Origin of the sequence: Serratia sp. 2880STDY5682894 (genome assembly GCF_001537385.1) — a bacterium.
In the GTDB taxonomy this organism is placed as follows: domain Bacteria; phylum Pseudomonadota; class Gammaproteobacteria; order Enterobacterales; family Enterobacteriaceae; genus Serratia; species Serratia nevei.
On record NZ_FCJA01000011.1, the window covers coordinates 12,332 to 26,898 of the forward strand.

17 protein-coding genes are annotated in these 14,567 nt (G+C 61.1%); 9 read left to right on the forward strand and 8 right to left on the reverse strand.

Annotated features, from left to right (window positions below; genetic code table 11):
* Positions 1–60: 60 nt before the first annotated feature.
* The 4 genes from AWX27_RS20910 to AWX27_RS20925 are packed head-to-tail and all read left to right on the forward strand — an operon-like array spanning position 61 to position 2,430.
* The gene (locus tag AWX27_RS20910; RefSeq protein WP_060424813.1) at positions 61–447 is read left to right on the forward strand and encodes an ArsC family reductase; all 387 of its coding nucleotides are present in this window, start codon (positions 61–63) and stop codon (positions 445–447) included.
* Positions 444–1,571 (forward strand): succinyl-diaminopimelate desuccinylase, encoded by a 1,128-nt coding sequence (gene dapE, locus AWX27_RS20915; RefSeq protein ID WP_060424815.1) that lies wholly within the window; start codon positions 444–446, stop codon positions 1,569–1,571. Before AWX27_RS20910 ends, dapE begins: the two co-directional genes overlap by 4 nt.
* The gene (locus AWX27_RS20920; RefSeq protein WP_060424817.1) at positions 1,568–2,242 is read left to right on the forward strand and encodes a M15 family metallopeptidase; all 675 of its coding nucleotides are present in this window, start codon (positions 1,568–1,570) and stop codon (positions 2,240–2,242) included. The genes dapE and AWX27_RS20920 overlap by 4 nt, the downstream gene beginning before the upstream one ends.
* A 2-nt stretch (positions 2,243–2,244) precedes the next feature.
* A complete protein-coding gene (locus AWX27_RS20925) occupies positions 2,245–2,430 on the forward strand; it encodes a YpfN family protein (protein WP_004941720.1) in 186 nt (61 codons plus the stop codon).
* Positions 2,431–2,460: 30 nt separating this feature from the next.
* Here the strand turns inward: AWX27_RS20925 and ypfH are convergent, their stop codons facing one another.
* The 6 genes from ypfH to dapA form a co-directional block, all read right to left on the reverse strand.
* Positions 2,461–3,150 carry an esterase gene (ypfH, locus tag AWX27_RS20930; protein WP_060424819.1) on the reverse strand — a complete coding sequence of 230 codons (690 nt, stop codon included), beginning with the start codon at positions 3,148–3,150 and terminating at the stop codon, positions 2,461–2,463.
* Positions 3,151–3,270: 120 nt separating this feature from the next.
* Positions 3,271–5,283, reverse strand: a complete 2,013-nt coding sequence (locus AWX27_RS20935) for a tRNA(Met) cytidine acetyltransferase TmcA (protein ID WP_060424821.1) — start codon at positions 5,281–5,283, stop codon at positions 3,271–3,273.
* A 56-nt stretch (positions 5,284–5,339) separates the two neighbouring features.
* Positions 5,340–6,209: a KPN_02809 family neutral zinc metallopeptidase gene (locus AWX27_RS20940; RefSeq protein ID WP_047730119.1), complete on the reverse strand. Its 870-nt coding sequence runs from the start codon at positions 6,207–6,209 to the stop codon at positions 5,340–5,342.
* A gap of 209 nt (positions 6,210–6,418) precedes the next feature.
* Positions 6,419–7,132, reverse strand: a complete 714-nt coding sequence (gene purC, locus AWX27_RS20945; protein ID WP_004941708.1) for a phosphoribosylaminoimidazolesuccinocarboxamide synthase — start codon at positions 7,130–7,132, stop codon at positions 6,419–6,421.
* Positions 7,133–7,302: 170 nt separating this feature from the next.
* Positions 7,303–8,355, reverse strand: coding sequence for an outer membrane protein assembly factor BamC (bamC, locus tag AWX27_RS20950; RefSeq protein ID WP_019453890.1), 1,053 nt, complete (start codon positions 8,353–8,355; stop codon positions 7,303–7,305).
* Positions 8,356–8,371: 16 nt separating this feature from the next.
* Entirely contained in the window at positions 8,372–9,253 is an 882-nt protein-coding gene (gene dapA / locus AWX27_RS20955; RefSeq protein ID WP_004941701.1) for a 4-hydroxy-tetrahydrodipicolinate synthase, read from the reverse strand.
* A gap of 110 nt (positions 9,254–9,363) precedes the next feature.
* Between dapA and AWX27_RS20960 the strand changes: the two genes are divergently transcribed.
* Together AWX27_RS20960 and bcp are read left to right on the forward strand one after the other, a co-directional pair.
* Positions 9,364–9,969, forward strand: coding sequence for a glycine cleavage system transcriptional repressor (locus tag AWX27_RS20960; protein ID WP_369783268.1), 606 nt, complete (start codon positions 9,364–9,366; stop codon positions 9,967–9,969).
* Between the two features lie 2 nt (positions 9,970–9,971).
* The gene (gene bcp / locus AWX27_RS20965) at positions 9,972–10,436 is read left to right on the forward strand and encodes a thioredoxin-dependent thiol peroxidase (RefSeq protein WP_038873672.1); all 465 of its coding nucleotides are present in this window, start codon (positions 9,972–9,974) and stop codon (positions 10,434–10,436) included.
* Between the two features lie 44 nt (positions 10,437–10,480).
* Here the strand turns inward: bcp and AWX27_RS20970 are convergent, their stop codons facing one another.
* Entirely contained in the window at positions 10,481–11,557 is a 1,077-nt protein-coding gene (locus AWX27_RS20970; protein WP_004941690.1) for an AI-2E family transporter, read from the reverse strand.
* A gap of 854 nt (positions 11,558–12,411) precedes the next feature.
* Here AWX27_RS20970 and AWX27_RS20975 point away from each other — a divergent pair.
* Positions 12,412–12,627 (forward strand): hypothetical protein, encoded by a 216-nt coding sequence (locus AWX27_RS20975; protein WP_049200497.1) that lies wholly within the window; start codon positions 12,412–12,414, stop codon positions 12,625–12,627.
* Between the two features lie 6 nt (positions 12,628–12,633).
* Here AWX27_RS20975 and AWX27_RS20980 read toward each other — a convergent pair whose 3' ends face one another.
* Positions 12,634–13,326 (reverse strand): B3/B4 domain-containing protein, encoded by a 693-nt coding sequence (locus AWX27_RS20980; RefSeq protein ID WP_046687610.1) that lies wholly within the window; start codon positions 13,324–13,326, stop codon positions 12,634–12,636.
* A gap of 43 nt (positions 13,327–13,369) precedes the next feature.
* On the opposite strand from AWX27_RS20980, the gene AWX27_RS20985 reads away from it, so the two are divergent.
* Positions 13,370–13,972 carry an XRE family transcriptional regulator gene (locus AWX27_RS20985; protein ID WP_060424823.1) on the forward strand — a complete coding sequence of 201 codons (603 nt, stop codon included), beginning with the start codon at positions 13,370–13,372 and terminating at the stop codon, positions 13,970–13,972.
* Positions 13,973–14,015: 43 nt separating this feature from the next.
* Positions 14,016–14,468 (forward strand): GNAT family N-acetyltransferase, encoded by a 453-nt coding sequence (locus AWX27_RS20990; protein WP_060424825.1) that lies wholly within the window; start codon positions 14,016–14,018, stop codon positions 14,466–14,468.
* Positions 14,469–14,567 lie beyond the last annotated feature (99 nt).

Here is a 14,567-nt window from a genome sequence, read left to right on the forward strand (position 1 = left end):
AGGGCCAAAGATCGCGCCCGCCGCTCAGTATCGACTCGACGAGACAGGTAGCTTTACGCCATGGCAAACAAACCGCAACAGACAACGCTGACGATGTACGGCATCAAAAACTGCGACACCATCAAAAAAGCCCGCCGCTGGCTGGAAGATCAGGGCGTGGCCTATCATTTTCACGACTACCGCGCCGACGGCCTGACCGAACAGCAGCTGCGCGGTTTTATCGCGCAACTGGGTTGGGAGCCGCTGCTCAATACTCGCGGCACCACCTGGCGCAAGCTGGATGAAGCGCAACGCAACGCCTGCGATAACGCCGACGCCGCCATCGCGCTGATGCTGGCGCAGCCGGCGATCATCAAACGCCCGCTGCTGAACGACGGCAACGGCCACGCCCTGCTCGGTTTCAACGCCGACGCTTACCAGCAATTTATCGCCGAGGTCGCCGTATGACTTGCCCGGTTATCGAACTGGCCCAACAGCTGATTAAACGCCCTTCCCTCAGCCCAAATGACGAAGGCTGCCAGCAGCTGATGATCGATCGCCTGCAGGCGATCGGTTTCACCGTCGAGGCGATGGACTTCGAAGACACCCAAAACTTCTGGGCCTGGCGCGGCGAAGGGCAAACCCTGGCGTTTGCCGGGCATACCGACGTGGTGCCGACCGGCGATGAAAAGCGTTGGGATAACCCGCCGTTTGAACCGGCGATCCGCGACGGCATGCTGTATGGCCGAGGTGCGGCAGACATGAAAGGCTCGTTGGCCGCGATGGTGGTGGCCGCAGAGCGCTTTGTCGCCGCCAACCCGAATCACCAGGGCCGCCTGGCTTTTCTGATCACCTCCGACGAAGAGGCCAGCGCCACCCACGGCACGGTTAAAGTGGTCGAAACGCTGATGGCGCGCAATGAGCGCCTGGATTACTGCCTGGTCGGCGAGCCGTCCAGCACCGAGCGCGTCGGCGACGTGGTGAAAAACGGCCGACGCGGCTCCATCACCGCCAACCTGCACATTCACGGCGTGCAGGGGCACGTCGCCTATCCGCACCTGGCGGACAACCCGGTGCACCGTGCCATGCCGGCGCTGAATGAACTGGTGGCGATCGAATGGGATCGCGGCAACGAGTTCTTCCCGCCGACCAGCATGCAGATCGCCAACGTGCAGGCCGGTACGGGCAGCAACAACGTGATCCCAGGCGATCTTTACGTGCAGTTCAACTTCCGTTTCAGCACCGAACTCACCGATGGGATGATCAAGCAGCGCGTGGAAGAGCTGCTGGAACGCCACCAGTTGAATTACAGCATCGAGTGGCGGCTGTCCGGCCAACCGTTCCTCACCTCGCGCGGCGCGCTGGTGGATGCGGTGGTCAACGCCGTCGAGCACTATTCTGAACTGACGCCGCAGCTGCTGACCACCGGCGGCACCTCCGACGGCCGCTTCATCGCGCAGATGGGCGCGCAGGTGGTGGAACTGGGGCCGGTCAACGCCACCATCCACAAGGTCAACGAATGTGTCAACGCCGCGGATCTGCAGCTGCTGAGCCGCATGTATCAACGCATCATGGAGCAATTGGTCGCATGATCAACGCAGAGATGCTCACCGGCCGCTCAACCGAACACCTGGCGCCGCTGAGCGGGAACCACCGGCTGCAGCCGCAGGCGGTCAACGCCTTTCTGGCGATGCAGCAGGCGGCGCGTGAGGCGGGATTCGATCTCCAGCCCGCCAGCACCTTCCGCGATTTCGACCGGCAGTTGGCTATCTGGAATGGCAAATTCTGCGGCCAGCGGCCAGTATTAGATAAGGACAGCCGCCCGATAGACGTTGCGCCGCTGTCCGCCGCCGAGCGCTGTGAGGCGATCCTGCGCTGGTCGGCCCTGCCGGGCGCCAGCCGCCATCACTGGGGCAGCGATCTCGACGTGTATGACCCGTCGCTGCTGCCGGAAGGGCAAAAGCTGCAGCTGGAGCCGTGGGAATACGAAGAAGGCGGTTACTTTGCGCCGCTCAACCAGTGGCTGACGGCGCATATGGCCGAGTTCGGTTTCTATCGCCCCTTTACCGAAGACAGCGGCGGCGTGGCGGTAGAGCCGTGGCATCTGAGCTACCGGCCGCTGGCGCAAGAAGCCGAGCATTTACTGACCCCGGCGCTGTTGCTGGCGGCCTGGCAAGATAGGGAGGTCGCCGGTGCCGAATGGCTCGAACGCCATCTGCCATCGATTTTTTCGCGTTTTATACGCAGTGAAGGAAAGGAGTAGCTATGCAATGGTTAGCTGATTACTGGTGGATTATCCTGCTGGTTCTGGTGGGAATGGTCGTCAGCGGCATTAAGGAACTGCGCCGCGTCGACGTGAAAAGCTATCTGGCCAACAAGCCGGAGATACCGCCGCACCGCGACAACAACGCCCAGTGGGATGACGAAGACGACTGGCCGAAAAAGAAATGACATCAGGGCGCTCATCGGCGCCCTGAATTTTTAGCGAAAGGCGATCAGCTCGCCGCGCTTGCCGGACAATGCCTCGTCCCAGTAGCGCTGCGGCACATAATAATGCAGCCTTTCCAGCGCGGCGTTCATCATGCCCTGGTTGATTGCGTGCCCGACGTTTTTCTCCACGTCCAGCGTAAAATCGGCGCCGCCGGCCCGTAGCGCTTCTGCCGCCGCGTGAGCGTGTTGCACCGCGATCACCGCGTCCTCTTCACCGTGGATCAAATGCACCACGCTGTCGCCGAAAGCCTGCTCAGGCAGCTGGGCGAAACGCCCGCTGAACGCGACCACGCGCCCGGCCAGCCGGGTTTCCGCTTTTAACGCCTCAAGCGCCATGATCGCCCCCTGCGAGAACCCCACCAGCGCCGTGCCGGCATAGCCTACGCCGCTCAGCTGCTGCCAATGGCGCACCACCGCCACAAACTGCGGCATTACGTCTGCGATGCGGGCCGCGCGGTTCTCTTCGGTCACGTCCTGCACCGAAAACCACTGGCGCCCGGCGCCGTTGCCGAACGCTTCGGGGCCTCCGATGCTCACCACCTGTGCCTGAGGAAAGTCTTTGGCGAAGTAGCTGCCGATCTCCTCCATCGCCACCGGGTTGTCGCCGACACCGTGAAACAGCAAGATCAGCTGCGCCGCCGGGGTCGCCGGGCTTTGGACAACGAAATGCTCATGTTTCATCGATGACTCCTTAATAGTAACCCAACCTGGTGCGGCGACAGTCGTCGCCTCACCGCTGACAGTGACTATACGCCGTTGAGAAATCGGGAAAATCGGGTTTTATTGAGCGAGTTATTCAATTTATTGCAACGACTGCGTCCAGTCGCGCCAGTAGCGGCAGTGCTGCGCATTCAGCTGTTCCAGCGCCTGCGCCGCTTCGTGCCGCCAGTGGCGCAGCAAGGCTTTCTGGCCGCTGACGCCCGCCAGCTCCGCGCAGGCCGCCGGGGATTGCCGCCGTTGCAGATGGCCGCGCAGCGCGGGCAGCGGCAGATTGCTGGCCAACAGCAAACGCTGCAGTGCCCCCAGGCTGGCCTCCAGCGGCCGATGGGCGAAAGCGAACCCGGCCAGCTCGCGCCAATCCTCTTCGCCCAGCGGCGTGTCGCCGTCGTCGCCCGGGATCGCCAGCGCGAGTTCAATGCGCTGCCGTAGCCAGGGCCAGTCGCGCGCCAGATGCTTGTGCGCAGCGTGCCGCAGCGCCTCTCCTTGCTCGCTCAGGGGCAAGATAGCCATCGCGGTATAGCAGCCGCTGCTGGCCTCCGGCTTGCTGCCGATGCGCACCAGCTCGAAACCGCAGGATTGCCAAAAGCGCCACAGCGGCTCGGTATAGCCAAAGCTGACCGACAGAAAATCCAGCCCCTGCGCCTGGCGGCGTTGCCGCTCGACCAGCTGACGCGCGATACCCTGCCGCCGCAACGCCGGCAGCGTCGCGATGCGGGTAATACGCCGTGACCGCAGCGTCGGCGCCCACCACTGGCCGCCATGCGCCGCCAGCGACTGTGCCACCAGGTTGCCGCGCGGCCGGCGGCGGCCAGCCCACACATCGTGCGCCAACTCGGCGCTCAAGCCGCCTTCGTCCACCAGCCACACGGCGCCGACCACCTCCTGCCCGGCCTGCGCCAGCCCGAAGTGCATGCCGGGTGCATCCATCAGCCTGCGCAAATCCAGCGGCGAAGTGCGGTAATGCGCGCTGCTCAGCAGAGCATAGAAACGCGCCAGCCGCTGCGGATCGGCGCACAGTTCGCGCTGGTCCGCCTGGCTGTAATCGATCGTCTGGCCATCCGCCGGCCAGGCGGGCAGCTCGTTGAACAACAGCGCATTGTCCGTTATCCGTTCCAGCGCATCCCCCTGCGCCCAGCGCATCGGCTGTTGCAGGCTCAACGCCTGATAGGAAGGCAGCCCGGCGCAAAACTTCAGCAGAAAACCACGGCCGGTGCCCTCATAGCCCTGCACCGTGGTGGTCAGCAGCACGCGCGGGAAATAACCGATCAGCTGCTGCAACAACGGCGCGGGGATCGCCGCCGCTTCATCCACCAGCAGCCACCCCACGGCGCTGACGTCCCCCTCCCGGCACTGCGCCAACAGGGCATCGGGCGCCCAAAACTGCGCGCGCCCCTGCGCCCATTCCCCGGCCACCTCAGTGGCGGCGCGGCTCGGCCCGGTTATCCAACAGGTCAGCGGCGACTGCGCCACCAGCATGCCGGCCAGCGTCGATTTGCCGCGGCCGCGGGCGGCGGTCAACACCCACACGCCGGATTCGGCCTGCAGCAGCGTCGTCAAGATCGCCTGTTGTTCCTCGGTCGGCCGGCCGTCCGGCGGCTGCCATCCTTCACGCGCCGGCAGCGCGGCCAACGTCAGGGGCTCATCCTGCCGCCAGATCGTCACTTCGCGGTCGTCGGCCAGATGCTGCTGCAGGTGGTGGATGAAATGCGGGGTGGTAATTGGCTGCGGGCAATCGCTCCAGCGCAGGCTGTCGCCGTCCGGCTGCTGCGGCCATTGCCGCCAGGGCGGCGTCAGCAACAGCAGCCAGCTGCCGGCACGCAGTGCGCCGCACAGCGCCGCCAACGCCTCCACGTCCAGCGACTGACCGGCGTCGAACACCGCGTGCAGCCGTTCCTGCCCCAGCAGTTGGCGCACTGCGCCGCTCGCCAACGCCGACAGGCCGGGCGGCGGGTTTTCCCCCACCCACGGCCAGTCGCCCGGCAGCGTCGCCGCCAGCCGCTGCGCCTGTTCGCGACACCAGTCGGTCTCACCGCTGAGCACCAGCAGGCGCCGGATGCCCTGTCGCCGCATGAGTTGTTGCGCTGCCTGTAACATAAGGCTGTATCTCAATCCGAAAAAAATGCCGGAGTCAGGCTCCGGCACTTGAGGCGTTAACGGGATGCGAAGGTGTTGCAGGTATTGGGATCGCCGCTGTCGAAGCCCTGTTTAAACCAGGTGTAGCGCTGCTGCGAGGTGCCGTGGGTGAAGCTGTCCGGCACGACGCGGCCCTGGCTCTGCTGCTGCAACCGATCGTCGCCAATCGCCTGCGCGGCATTCAGCGCCGCCTGCAGGTCGCCCTCTTCCAGCATCTGCTGCTTCTCGGCGTATTTACCCCACACGCCGGCGAAGCAGTCCGCCTGCAGCTCCATTTTCACCGACAGACGGTTCACTTCCGCCTGGCTGGCGCCCTGCTGCATCTGGCGCACCTTGGGCTCGATGCCCAGCAGGTTCTGCACGTGGTGGCCGACTTCGTGCGCCACCACATAGGCCTGGGCAAAATCACCGCCGGCGCCCAGCTTGGTTTTCATGTCCTGATAGAAAGACAGATCGATATACACCGTTCTGTCGCCCGGGCAGTAGAACGGCCCCATCGCCGCCTGGCCGGTGCCGCAGCTGGTGCGCGTGACGCCGCGATACATCACCAGCTTCGGCGGTTGATAGGTTTTGCCCATGCGCTGGAAAATCTCTTTCCAGTTATCCTCGGTGGAGGCCAGTACCACCGAAGTGAATTTGGCCAGTTCATCGTCTTTCGGACTGATGTTGGCGCTCTGCTGTTGCCCCTGCGGTGCGACGTTACCGCCGTTCAACAGCGGCGACAGATCGATGCCGTAATAGCCGGCCACCAGCACCACCACCAAAATGACGATGCCGCCCTTGCCGCGCACCGGCACGCGGAAACCGCCGCCACCGCCGCCCAAACCTGAAGACTGCCCGCGACGATCCTCAACATTGTCACTTTCCCGACGCCCTTGCCAACGCATAAATATACTCCAGATATTTCCCCTGCTCGTTGAAGTTGCGCCGCGATCGTAAGCGCAAAGGCAGCTTCAAGCCTGAGTGGGATAGGTTTTAGTCATCTCGCATCCATCATTATAAATGGTCTGCCGCGGAGGAAATGTAGAAATTTTCTGGAAAAACGCAGAATAGCGGGACGATCCGGCCGGATCGCCCCGAATGGCGGTGCCAATGCTTAGTCGAGCTTCACGCCGATGCGGCGCGCCACTTCTTCATAGGCTTCGATCAGGCCGCCCAGGCTTTGACGGAAACGGTCTTTGTCCATCTTGTCCAGGGTGTTTTTGTCCCACAGGCGGCTACCGTCCGGCGAGAACTCATCGCCCAGCACCACTTCACCGTTGAACAGGCCGAACTCCAGCTTGAAGTCGACCAGGATCAGGCCCGCGTCGTCGAACAGCTGGGTCAACACGTCGTTGGCGCGGTAGCTCAGCTCGCGCATGCGCGCCAGATGCTCTTTGCTCACCCAGCCAAAGGTTTCGCAGTAGGATTCGTTGACCATCGGATCGTGCATGGCGTCGTTTTTCAGGAACAGATCGAACAGCGGCGGATTCAGCACCAGGCCTTCTTCGATGCCCAGACGCTTCACCAGCGAACCGGCGGCGCGGTTGCGGATCACGCACTCCACCGGCACCATGTCCAGCTTCTTCACCAGCACTTCGTTGTCGGACAGCAGACGCTCCATCTGGGTCGGGATGCCGGCTTCTTCCAGTTTGCTCATGATGAAATGGTTGAACTTGTTGTTCACCATGCCTTTGCGATCGAACTGCTCAATGCGCTGACCATCCAGTGCTGACGTATCGTTGCGGAACTCCAACACCAACAGATCGGGATTCTCGGTGGTGTAAACGGTTTTTGCCTTTCCGCGATACAGCTCAGCTAGCTTTTGCATCTTACTTACTCCAGTGATGTATCCCCGTTGTCTCCCGAGCGCGGCCCGAAATTAGGGGGTATAGAATTGACCTAATGAATTCTTTGGCGTGCCGGACACTATTGTGCCAAACCTGCGACGCAAACGATACCGTATCGACAAAACAAAAAGGGGCCGAAGCCCCTTTTTGATTATTTAACGCTGGTTTTACTGAAGGCAGACTGGAATGCCGCCACCAGTGCGTCGTTTTTCGACTGGGTCAGCGGTTTGCCTTTCGGATCGATGAATTGCAGGCTGGTGCGGTTGTTGAGATCGCCGACCTGCAGTTTGTAATCGCCTTCCGCCAGTTCAGGATCCTTGACGCCCAACGCATCCCAATCGCTGCTGCTCAGGGACTTGTAGGTCACGGCGACGGTGCCCTGCGGACGGCTGCGGTCACCCACTTTCATCCCCAGTTTTTCGAGCGCCGCCGGCAGGCGATCCCACACCACGGTGTACGGGCCGCGCACCACCAGCATCGGCAGGCCGGTGTCATCGGCGCCGCTCTGCACGTCCAGCGCGCCGAAGCGGCTGGCGGTCTGGCTGCTCGCCAGGTTGTCCTGCTTGTCCAGGCCTTCGATCAGGGTGTTGATCATCATGCCGTTGTAGCGCTGAATCTCAGACTGATCGGTCACCTGTTCGGTCTTGCCCTGCTGCTGCAGGCCAACGCTTTTCACCACCAGCGCCTGCTGATAGCCCTGCTGCTGCACGCTGATCTGATAACGGCCTTCGTACTGGTTGTCTTCGTCCAGACGGTTCCACTTCACCCAGTCGGTGGTCAGGGTCTGACCGGCGTCCTGGCGGGAAGCGATCGCGATGTTCTTCGCCTGCAGCAGGCTGACCACGCGCGACCACAGGTTCTGGTTCTGCGGGCTGTTTTCCAGCAGCAGCGTGCCGCTGTCGCCGGCGTATTGCGCGCGTGAACCGCTCAGCAGCGCCAACGGCTGCACCGGCGGACGAATGTCCAGTTGCTTGCCGACGTTGCCTTGCAGCGTCGTGGCGGGAACGTCATAGTTGCCGCTCTGCACCGGCAGGATCATGCCGGACGGCGCGTTCAGCGCCTTGAGCGGAGCCGCGTCGAGGTAAGCCTCGTCGCCGCTGACCTGGCGCTTGTAGCGCTGATCGCTGCTGCAGGCTGCCAGCATCATCACCAAAGAGATGCCCACTACTTTTGCTACCGTCGACTTTTGCAATGAATAAGCCATCAAATTTCCCTTAGAGTTACAGCAAGCCGACGCTTTTCAGCGCGCGCTCCACCACCGGGCGGGCGGCTTCGCTCAACGGCGTCATTGGCAGACGCAGCGTATCGGTTGCCATCAATCCCAACGCCTTACAGGCCCACTTCACCGGAATTGGGTTTGCTTCTACAAATAGATCCTGATGCAACGGCATCAAGCGCTGATTTAAGCGGCGCGCTTCGGCAAATTTGCCCTGCGCCGCCAGCGCGCAAAGTTCCGCCATCTCGCGCGCGGCCACGTTGGCCGTCACGGAAATCACCCCTTTGCCGCCCAGTTGCATGAAGTCCAGCCCGCTGGCGTCGTCGCCGCTCAGCAAAATGAAGTCTTCATCGTCAACCAGCACTTGGATCTGACTAACGCGACTTAAGTTCCCCGTCGCTTCTTTTACAGCAACAATATTCTTGATTTTCGCCAGCCGAGCGATGGTCGGCGGCAGCATGTCGCAGCCGGTGCGCGATGGCACGTTGTACAGGATCTGCGGCAGCTCGGTGCTCTCGGCGATCGCCTTGAAGTGCTGGTACAGCCCTTCCTGCGTCGGCTTATTGTAGTACGGCGTCACCGTCAGGCAGCCCACTACGCCGGTATTGGCGAAGCGGGTGGTGAGCGCGATGGCTTCGGCGGTGGCGTTGGCGCCGGTGCCGGCGATCACCGGGATGCGGCCGTCGGCCAGCTCCAGCGTCTGCAGCACCACGTCAACGTGCTCGTCATGGGCAAGCGTTGCGGACTCGCCGGTGGTCCCTACGGAAACGATCGCCGCGGTGCCACTGGCTACATGATAATCGATCAATTTTTTTAGGCTCGCGCGATCGACAGCACCTTTGTCGTCCATCGGCGTAACCAGTGCAACAATACTTCCCGTAAACATTGGCCGTCCCCTCCACAAACAAGTCACTCATGGTACTTTTGCTGCCTATCCAAAAGCAAGCGCACAACCGCGTTGTAAGCGCTTGGCAGGCGGTTTTTTTTATGTTTACCATGGTAACCCCATTAAGCACGACAGGAAGCGCTATTTTGCCTCAGTCAGACGAACACTATCTCGTGATTACCGCGCTCGGCGCCGACCGCCCCGGAATCGTCAATACCATCACCCGCCACGTCAGCAGTTGCGGATGCAATATCGAAGATAGCCGTCTGGCCATGCTGGGAGAGGAGTTCACGTTCATCATGCTGCTGTCCGGCAGCTGGAACGCCATCACCCTGATCGAATCCACCCTGCCGCAAAAAGGCGCGGAGCTGGATCTGCTGATCGTGATGAAGCGCACAAACTCGCACGAAAGGCCGCCGATGCCGGCCACGGTGTGGGTACAGGTGGAAGTGAAGGACTCGCCGCACATCATCGAACGCTTTACCGATCTGTTCGACTCCAGCCAGATGAATATCGCCGAACTGGTCTCGCGCACGCAGCCGGCGGACGGCGACCTGCCGCCGCAGCTGTATATCCAAATCACCGCCCACAGCTCCGGCGATCGGGACGCCTCAAATATTGAGCAAGCCTTCCATCGCCTATGTACAGAATTGAACGCGCAAGGCAGTATTAGCGTGGTGAACTATCCACAGCATGACGAGAAAGATGGAGAGTAGTGATGAGCCCATTGAAAGCCGGTGACACAGCGCCGAAATTTAGTTTGCCTGACCAGGACGGTGAGGAAATTAATTTGGCCGACTTCCAGGGACAGCGAGTATTGGTCTATTTCTATCCGAAGGCGATGACGCCGGGCTGCACCGTGCAAGCCTGCGGCCTGCGGGACAACATGGACGAATTGAAAAAGGTCGGCGTCGAAGTGCTGGGCATCAGCACCGACAAACCGGAAAAACTGTCGCGCTTCGCTGAAAAGGAGCTGCTCAACTTCACGCTGTTGTCTGATGAAGATCATCAGGTAGCGCAACAGTTTGGCGTATGGGGCGAGAAAACCTTCATGGGCAAGACCTACGACGGTATTCACCGCATCAGTTTCCTGATCGATGGCAAAGGCAAGATTGAGAAAGTGTTTGATGATTTCAAAACCACCAATCACCACGACATCGTTCTGAGCTACCTGCAGCAGTAATTCTCACGAAGCGCAGCGGCCTGCTGCGCTTCGTTTCTTCCCTGTCAGTCGGCCTTGTCTTCCACTTCGACCCGCAGTTCATCCGGCCAGGCATGGATCACCGCCTTCACCAGCGTCGCCAGCGGTATGGCGAAAAACACGCCCCAAAAGCCCCACATCCCGCCGAACACGATCACCGACAGGATAATCACCAGCGGATGCAGGTTGACCGCTTCGGAGAACAAAATGGGCACCAGCAGGTTGCCATCCAGCCCCTGCACCACCAGATAGGCGACGATCAGCGTCCAAAAATCGGCGCCTACGCCCCACTGGAACAGCGCCACCACCACCACCGGAATGGTGACCAGCACCGCGCCGATGTAGGGGATCAACACCGAGAAGCCCACCAGCACCGCCAGCAACAGCGAGTAGCGCATGTCCAGCACGGCGAACACCAGGTAGGTCGCCACGCCGACAATCACCATCTCCAGCACCTTGCCGCGAATGTAGTTGGTGATCTGCTGATTCATCTCGTTCCAGACCTGCCCCGCCAGGCCGCGATTGCGCGGCAGCACGCGGCGCACCGCGTTCAGCAGCTGTTCTTTGTCCTTCAACAGGAAGAACATCATCATCGGCACCAGGATCAGGTAGATAGCCAGCGTCAGCAGGCCGACCAGCGACGCCAGCGAGAATTTCACCACCGACTCGCCCATGCCGGACAGCCGGCTGCGCAGGTTTTCCGCCATCATGTCGATGATGCCGGCATCCACGAGCGCCGGGTAACGCTTCGGCAGCGTCGCGGCAAAGTTATAGAACTGATTGAGCATGCCTGGCAGATCGCTCATCAGATTGATGCCCTGCTGCCAGGCGGTTGGCGCGACGACGAACACCAGCAGCATGGCGACGCCCGCGAACACCAGCAGCATGATGCTCGCCGCCCAGGTGCGCGAACAGCCGATGCGCTGCAGGCGCGCGGTCGGCCACTCCAGCAGATAGGCCAGCACGATGGCGACCAGCAACGGGGTCAGAATGCCGTGCAGAAAATAGAGAATGAGGAAGCCGGCGACCAGGATCACCAGCAGCGCGATAGCCTGCGGATCGGTGAAGCGGCGGCGGTACCACTGTAATAACATCTCCAGCATCAGAGCGGGCTCCTCGAGATTTGGCGGGCGGGCATGGCGATTCCTGTGATGGGCCTGATTAAAGCATAGATAGAACGGGCGCACGCGGGGTGTGCAAAGCACTCAGAGTACTCAAAGTTGGCCATACATCAACAGCGATTTGGCTGAATTTATCGCGCCGGCGAGCGATTGGCGCAAAAATCCGCAGACGCGGCGACAGACTGGGTGAACGGCCCCGGACGGGGCCGCGGCAGATTACAGCGAGGCGCTGATGGAAAGGGGCGAACCGACCGCCAGTGCGAACAACAGCACACAGCCAATCGCGATTGCCGCCGCCAAATCATTTTTCATTGTCCCGTCCCCTGATGCTTAAAGTGATTATCGTCACGAACTCTGTCGGTTCTACGTTGACGGCCTTTGCCGATGCACGTCATTAAAAACCCCCGCCTGGGCGGGGGAGAAGACGTTCTGGTGCATCAAGTATTACAAGGAGGTCATGAGGGATTGCTAACCCTAAATGACTATTTCAAGCTAGGATTATTCCCAGAACATGGCAAGCGATCGCGTCGAGGTTATCCGCACTTTGAGATAAACCTCATAAAAAAATCCCGCACGGCAGCGGGATGAAGGGATGATAACGTCATAAATTTTTTATGCGGACAATGAGGCGGTATTGTCGTCATTTGGCGACAATACCGCGCCGCCACGGCGGTCACAAGGGAAATCTGACTGCCGTAAGGAAATCAGAATTTCCCCAATACACGCGATCGTACGCCCGTAAGCATCAACGAAAAGAAATGGGATTTTCGTCAGACCGTCGCCGGCCAAAAACCGGTAGCATAACCGGCATAATCCCAAACGCCGTAGGGGGAGAGATGAACAACAAGCCGTTTGAATTTGATGAAGCCATCTGCCTGGCCATTGGGCGCGGCGTCTGCGAAGTCGTGAAGATAGGAGACGAAATCAGCGTTTTCTCCCTGCTGGAAGCCATCGAGAGCTTTATCGAACGGCAGGCGCTTAGCGAGAGCGAAGTCGCGGCGGCGGACGACGCGCTGGATCTGATCACCGGTTTGGTCCGCCGCCAGTGCTGAGGCCGGTTACGAGGTGCAGCCGATGAGCCGTTGCTCTATCGCAACGCCGGGCATCATTTGTCGTAAACCGGCAATCAATTCGTCGCCCGCCGCATGCAGCGCCGCCAACGGCATTGCCGGCAGGCTCTCCAGGATGAACCACATCCGTTCGGCCTCGGCGCTCAGCCGGGTTCTGACGCCCTGACGCCAGTTCCAGCGGCGGCAGGTCACGCCGCGATCGTCGCGCCAGACCACCTCCCCCGCCTCCGGCGATTCATGGATCACCGCACCCTCCTTGACGGTATCGAACAGCTCGCTGCCTTCCGCGACGATCAGCCGCGGCTCGCCGACATAAGCCGCGATATTCTCGCCCCCCACCGGCACCGCATAACGAATGCTGACGGCGTTGTAGAGATCGACCACCGGATCGATGCTGGGCATCGTGCCGTCGCGCAGCGCGCGTTTGCGCAAGGCATCGGCGGAACAGGGCGTACGCTTGGGTTTGGCGCCAAACCGCATGAAGACATCGCGCCAGGCCGAGAGATGCGCCTCAGCCCAGGGCGCGTCCTCCTCGCCGAGGGCGCGACAGGCCTGCGCCAACGCCAGCGCCCCCACGTCCGGGTTGGTTATGGGAGCCGCGGCCACGGTAATGCTTAACGCCCGGAATCCAGGCGCCAGCGCAGCGACGGCCGGATCGATTGACGGATCGACTAAAATCATTGAATAATCCTATATTGACCATTTTATTTCATAATATTGACCGATGAGCGAAAAAGTCAACAGACCGACCGAGTTCGGCGCCGACGTGCAAACCGTCAGCGAAGCGGTGTCGCACCGCATCAAACAGCAGCGAAAAAGCCAAAAACTGTCGCTGGACGAACTGTCGCGCCGGGCGGGCGTCAGCAAGGGCATGCTGGTGGAGATCGAGAAAGGCAGCGCCAATCCCAGCATCGCCATCCTGTGCAAACTCGCGGCAGCGCTGGGCCTGTCGGTGGCGGACATCGTCAACGTGACCCGCGCCCCCGCCGCCTACCTGATTGAAAGCCAAGACATTCCCACGCTGTGGCACGGCGATCGCGGCGGCTCGGCCCGCTTGCTGGCAGGCACCCGCGGCCCAAACATGATAGAACTGTGGCGCTGGGAAATGGCGCCGGGGGAAGCCTATGCATCGGGCGGCCATCCGGTGGGCACCTTCGAGCTGCTGCACGTTGAACAAGGCGTCTTGAGCCTTGCCGTCGAACAAACCGAGCTCAGGATTACGCCAGGCTGTTCGGCGGTCGCCAGAACGGACAGCCCGCACCGTTACGCCAACGAGGGCGAAGACACGCTGATTTTCACCATGACGGTCGCCGAACTGCACGCCTGAACGGCGGCCCAGACCTTAACGCTTGCACAGGAGAAGAGCCCTCATGACAATCCCTGCCCCATTGGAGTGGCGGCGTGCTGACTATCTCGTCAGCACCGAGCCCAGCCTGCTGGATATTGACGCCATTCATGCATTTCTGACCCGTTCGTCATGGGCGGAGGGCATTGATAAAGAGACCGTTCGCCAGTCCCTCTCCCACAGCCTGTGCTTCGGCTTGTATCACGGCACCAGACAAATCGGTTTCGCCCGGCTGGTCACCGATTACGCCACCTTCGGCTATCTGTGCGACGTTTACGTGCTGGAGGCGCATCAAAAAGGCGGGTTGGGCCTGTGGCTGGCGGAATGCTGCCAGGCCCATCCGCTGATGGCGACGCTGCGGCGAATCATGCTGGTCACCAGCACCGCCCCTTGGCTCTATGAAAAAGTGGGCTATACCGCCATCAACTGTCCCGATTTTGTGTGGCAGATCGCCCGACCGGACATCTACCGACGTTAATTTTTCAGCAAGGCCGCCCCAGTTCACACTCTTCCCCCGCGACATTGGCAATCGCGGCGGTTAGGGCCCATGCTGGCGACAAATTTTACCGTTTGCCCC

What these genes read in the sequence shown, in the direction of transcription:
- AWX27_RS20970 (WP_004941690.1), bottom strand. Translation starts at nt 11,557, where the DNA reads ATGCTGGAGATGTTATTACAGTGGTACCGCCGCCGCTTCACCGATCCG.
- AWX27_RS20990 (WP_060424825.1), top strand. Translation starts at nt 14,016, where the DNA reads ATGACAATCCCTGCCCCATTGGAGTGGCGGCGTGCTGACTATCTCGTC.
- AWX27_RS20920 (WP_060424817.1), top strand. Translation starts at nt 1,568, where the DNA reads ATGATCAACGCAGAGATGCTCACCGGCCGCTCAACCGAACACCTGGCG.
- AWX27_RS20940 (WP_047730119.1), bottom strand. Translation starts at nt 6,209, where the DNA reads ATGCGTTGGCAAGGGCGTCGGGAAAGTGACAATGTTGAGGATCGTCGC.
- AWX27_RS20925 (WP_004941720.1), top strand. Translation starts at nt 2,245, where the DNA reads ATGCAATGGTTAGCTGATTACTGGTGGATTATCCTGCTGGTTCTGGTG.
- AWX27_RS20960 (WP_369783268.1), top strand. Translation starts at nt 9,364, where the DNA reads ATGGTAACCCCATTAAGCACGACAGGAAGCGCTATTTTGCCTCAGTCA.
- ypfH (WP_060424819.1), bottom strand. Translation starts at nt 3,150, where the DNA reads ATGAAACATGAGCATTTCGTTGTCCAAAGCCCGGCGACCCCGGCGGCG.
- bcp (WP_038873672.1), top strand. Translation starts at nt 9,972, where the DNA reads ATGAGCCCATTGAAAGCCGGTGACACAGCGCCGAAATTTAGTTTGCCT.
- AWX27_RS20975 (WP_049200497.1), top strand. Translation starts at nt 12,412, where the DNA reads ATGAACAACAAGCCGTTTGAATTTGATGAAGCCATCTGCCTGGCCATT.
- dapA (WP_004941701.1), bottom strand. Translation starts at nt 9,253, where the DNA reads ATGTTTACGGGAAGTATTGTTGCACTGGTTACGCCGATGGACGACAAA.
- AWX27_RS20910 (WP_060424813.1), top strand. Translation starts at nt 61, where the DNA reads ATGGCAAACAAACCGCAACAGACAACGCTGACGATGTACGGCATCAAA.
- AWX27_RS20985 (WP_060424823.1), top strand. Translation starts at nt 13,370, where the DNA reads ATGAGCGAAAAAGTCAACAGACCGACCGAGTTCGGCGCCGACGTGCAA.
- AWX27_RS20935 (WP_060424821.1), bottom strand. Translation starts at nt 5,283, where the DNA reads ATGTTACAGGCAGCGCAACAACTCATGCGGCGACAGGGCATCCGGCGC.
- dapE (WP_060424815.1), top strand. Translation starts at nt 444, where the DNA reads ATGACTTGCCCGGTTATCGAACTGGCCCAACAGCTGATTAAACGCCCT.
- AWX27_RS20980 (WP_046687610.1), bottom strand. Translation starts at nt 13,326, where the DNA reads ATGATTTTAGTCGATCCGTCAATCGATCCGGCCGTCGCTGCGCTGGCG.
- bamC (WP_019453890.1), bottom strand. Translation starts at nt 8,355, where the DNA reads ATGGCTTATTCATTGCAAAAGTCGACGGTAGCAAAAGTAGTGGGCATC.
- purC (WP_004941708.1), bottom strand. Translation starts at nt 7,132, where the DNA reads ATGCAAAAGCTAGCTGAGCTGTATCGCGGAAAGGCAAAAACCGTTTAC.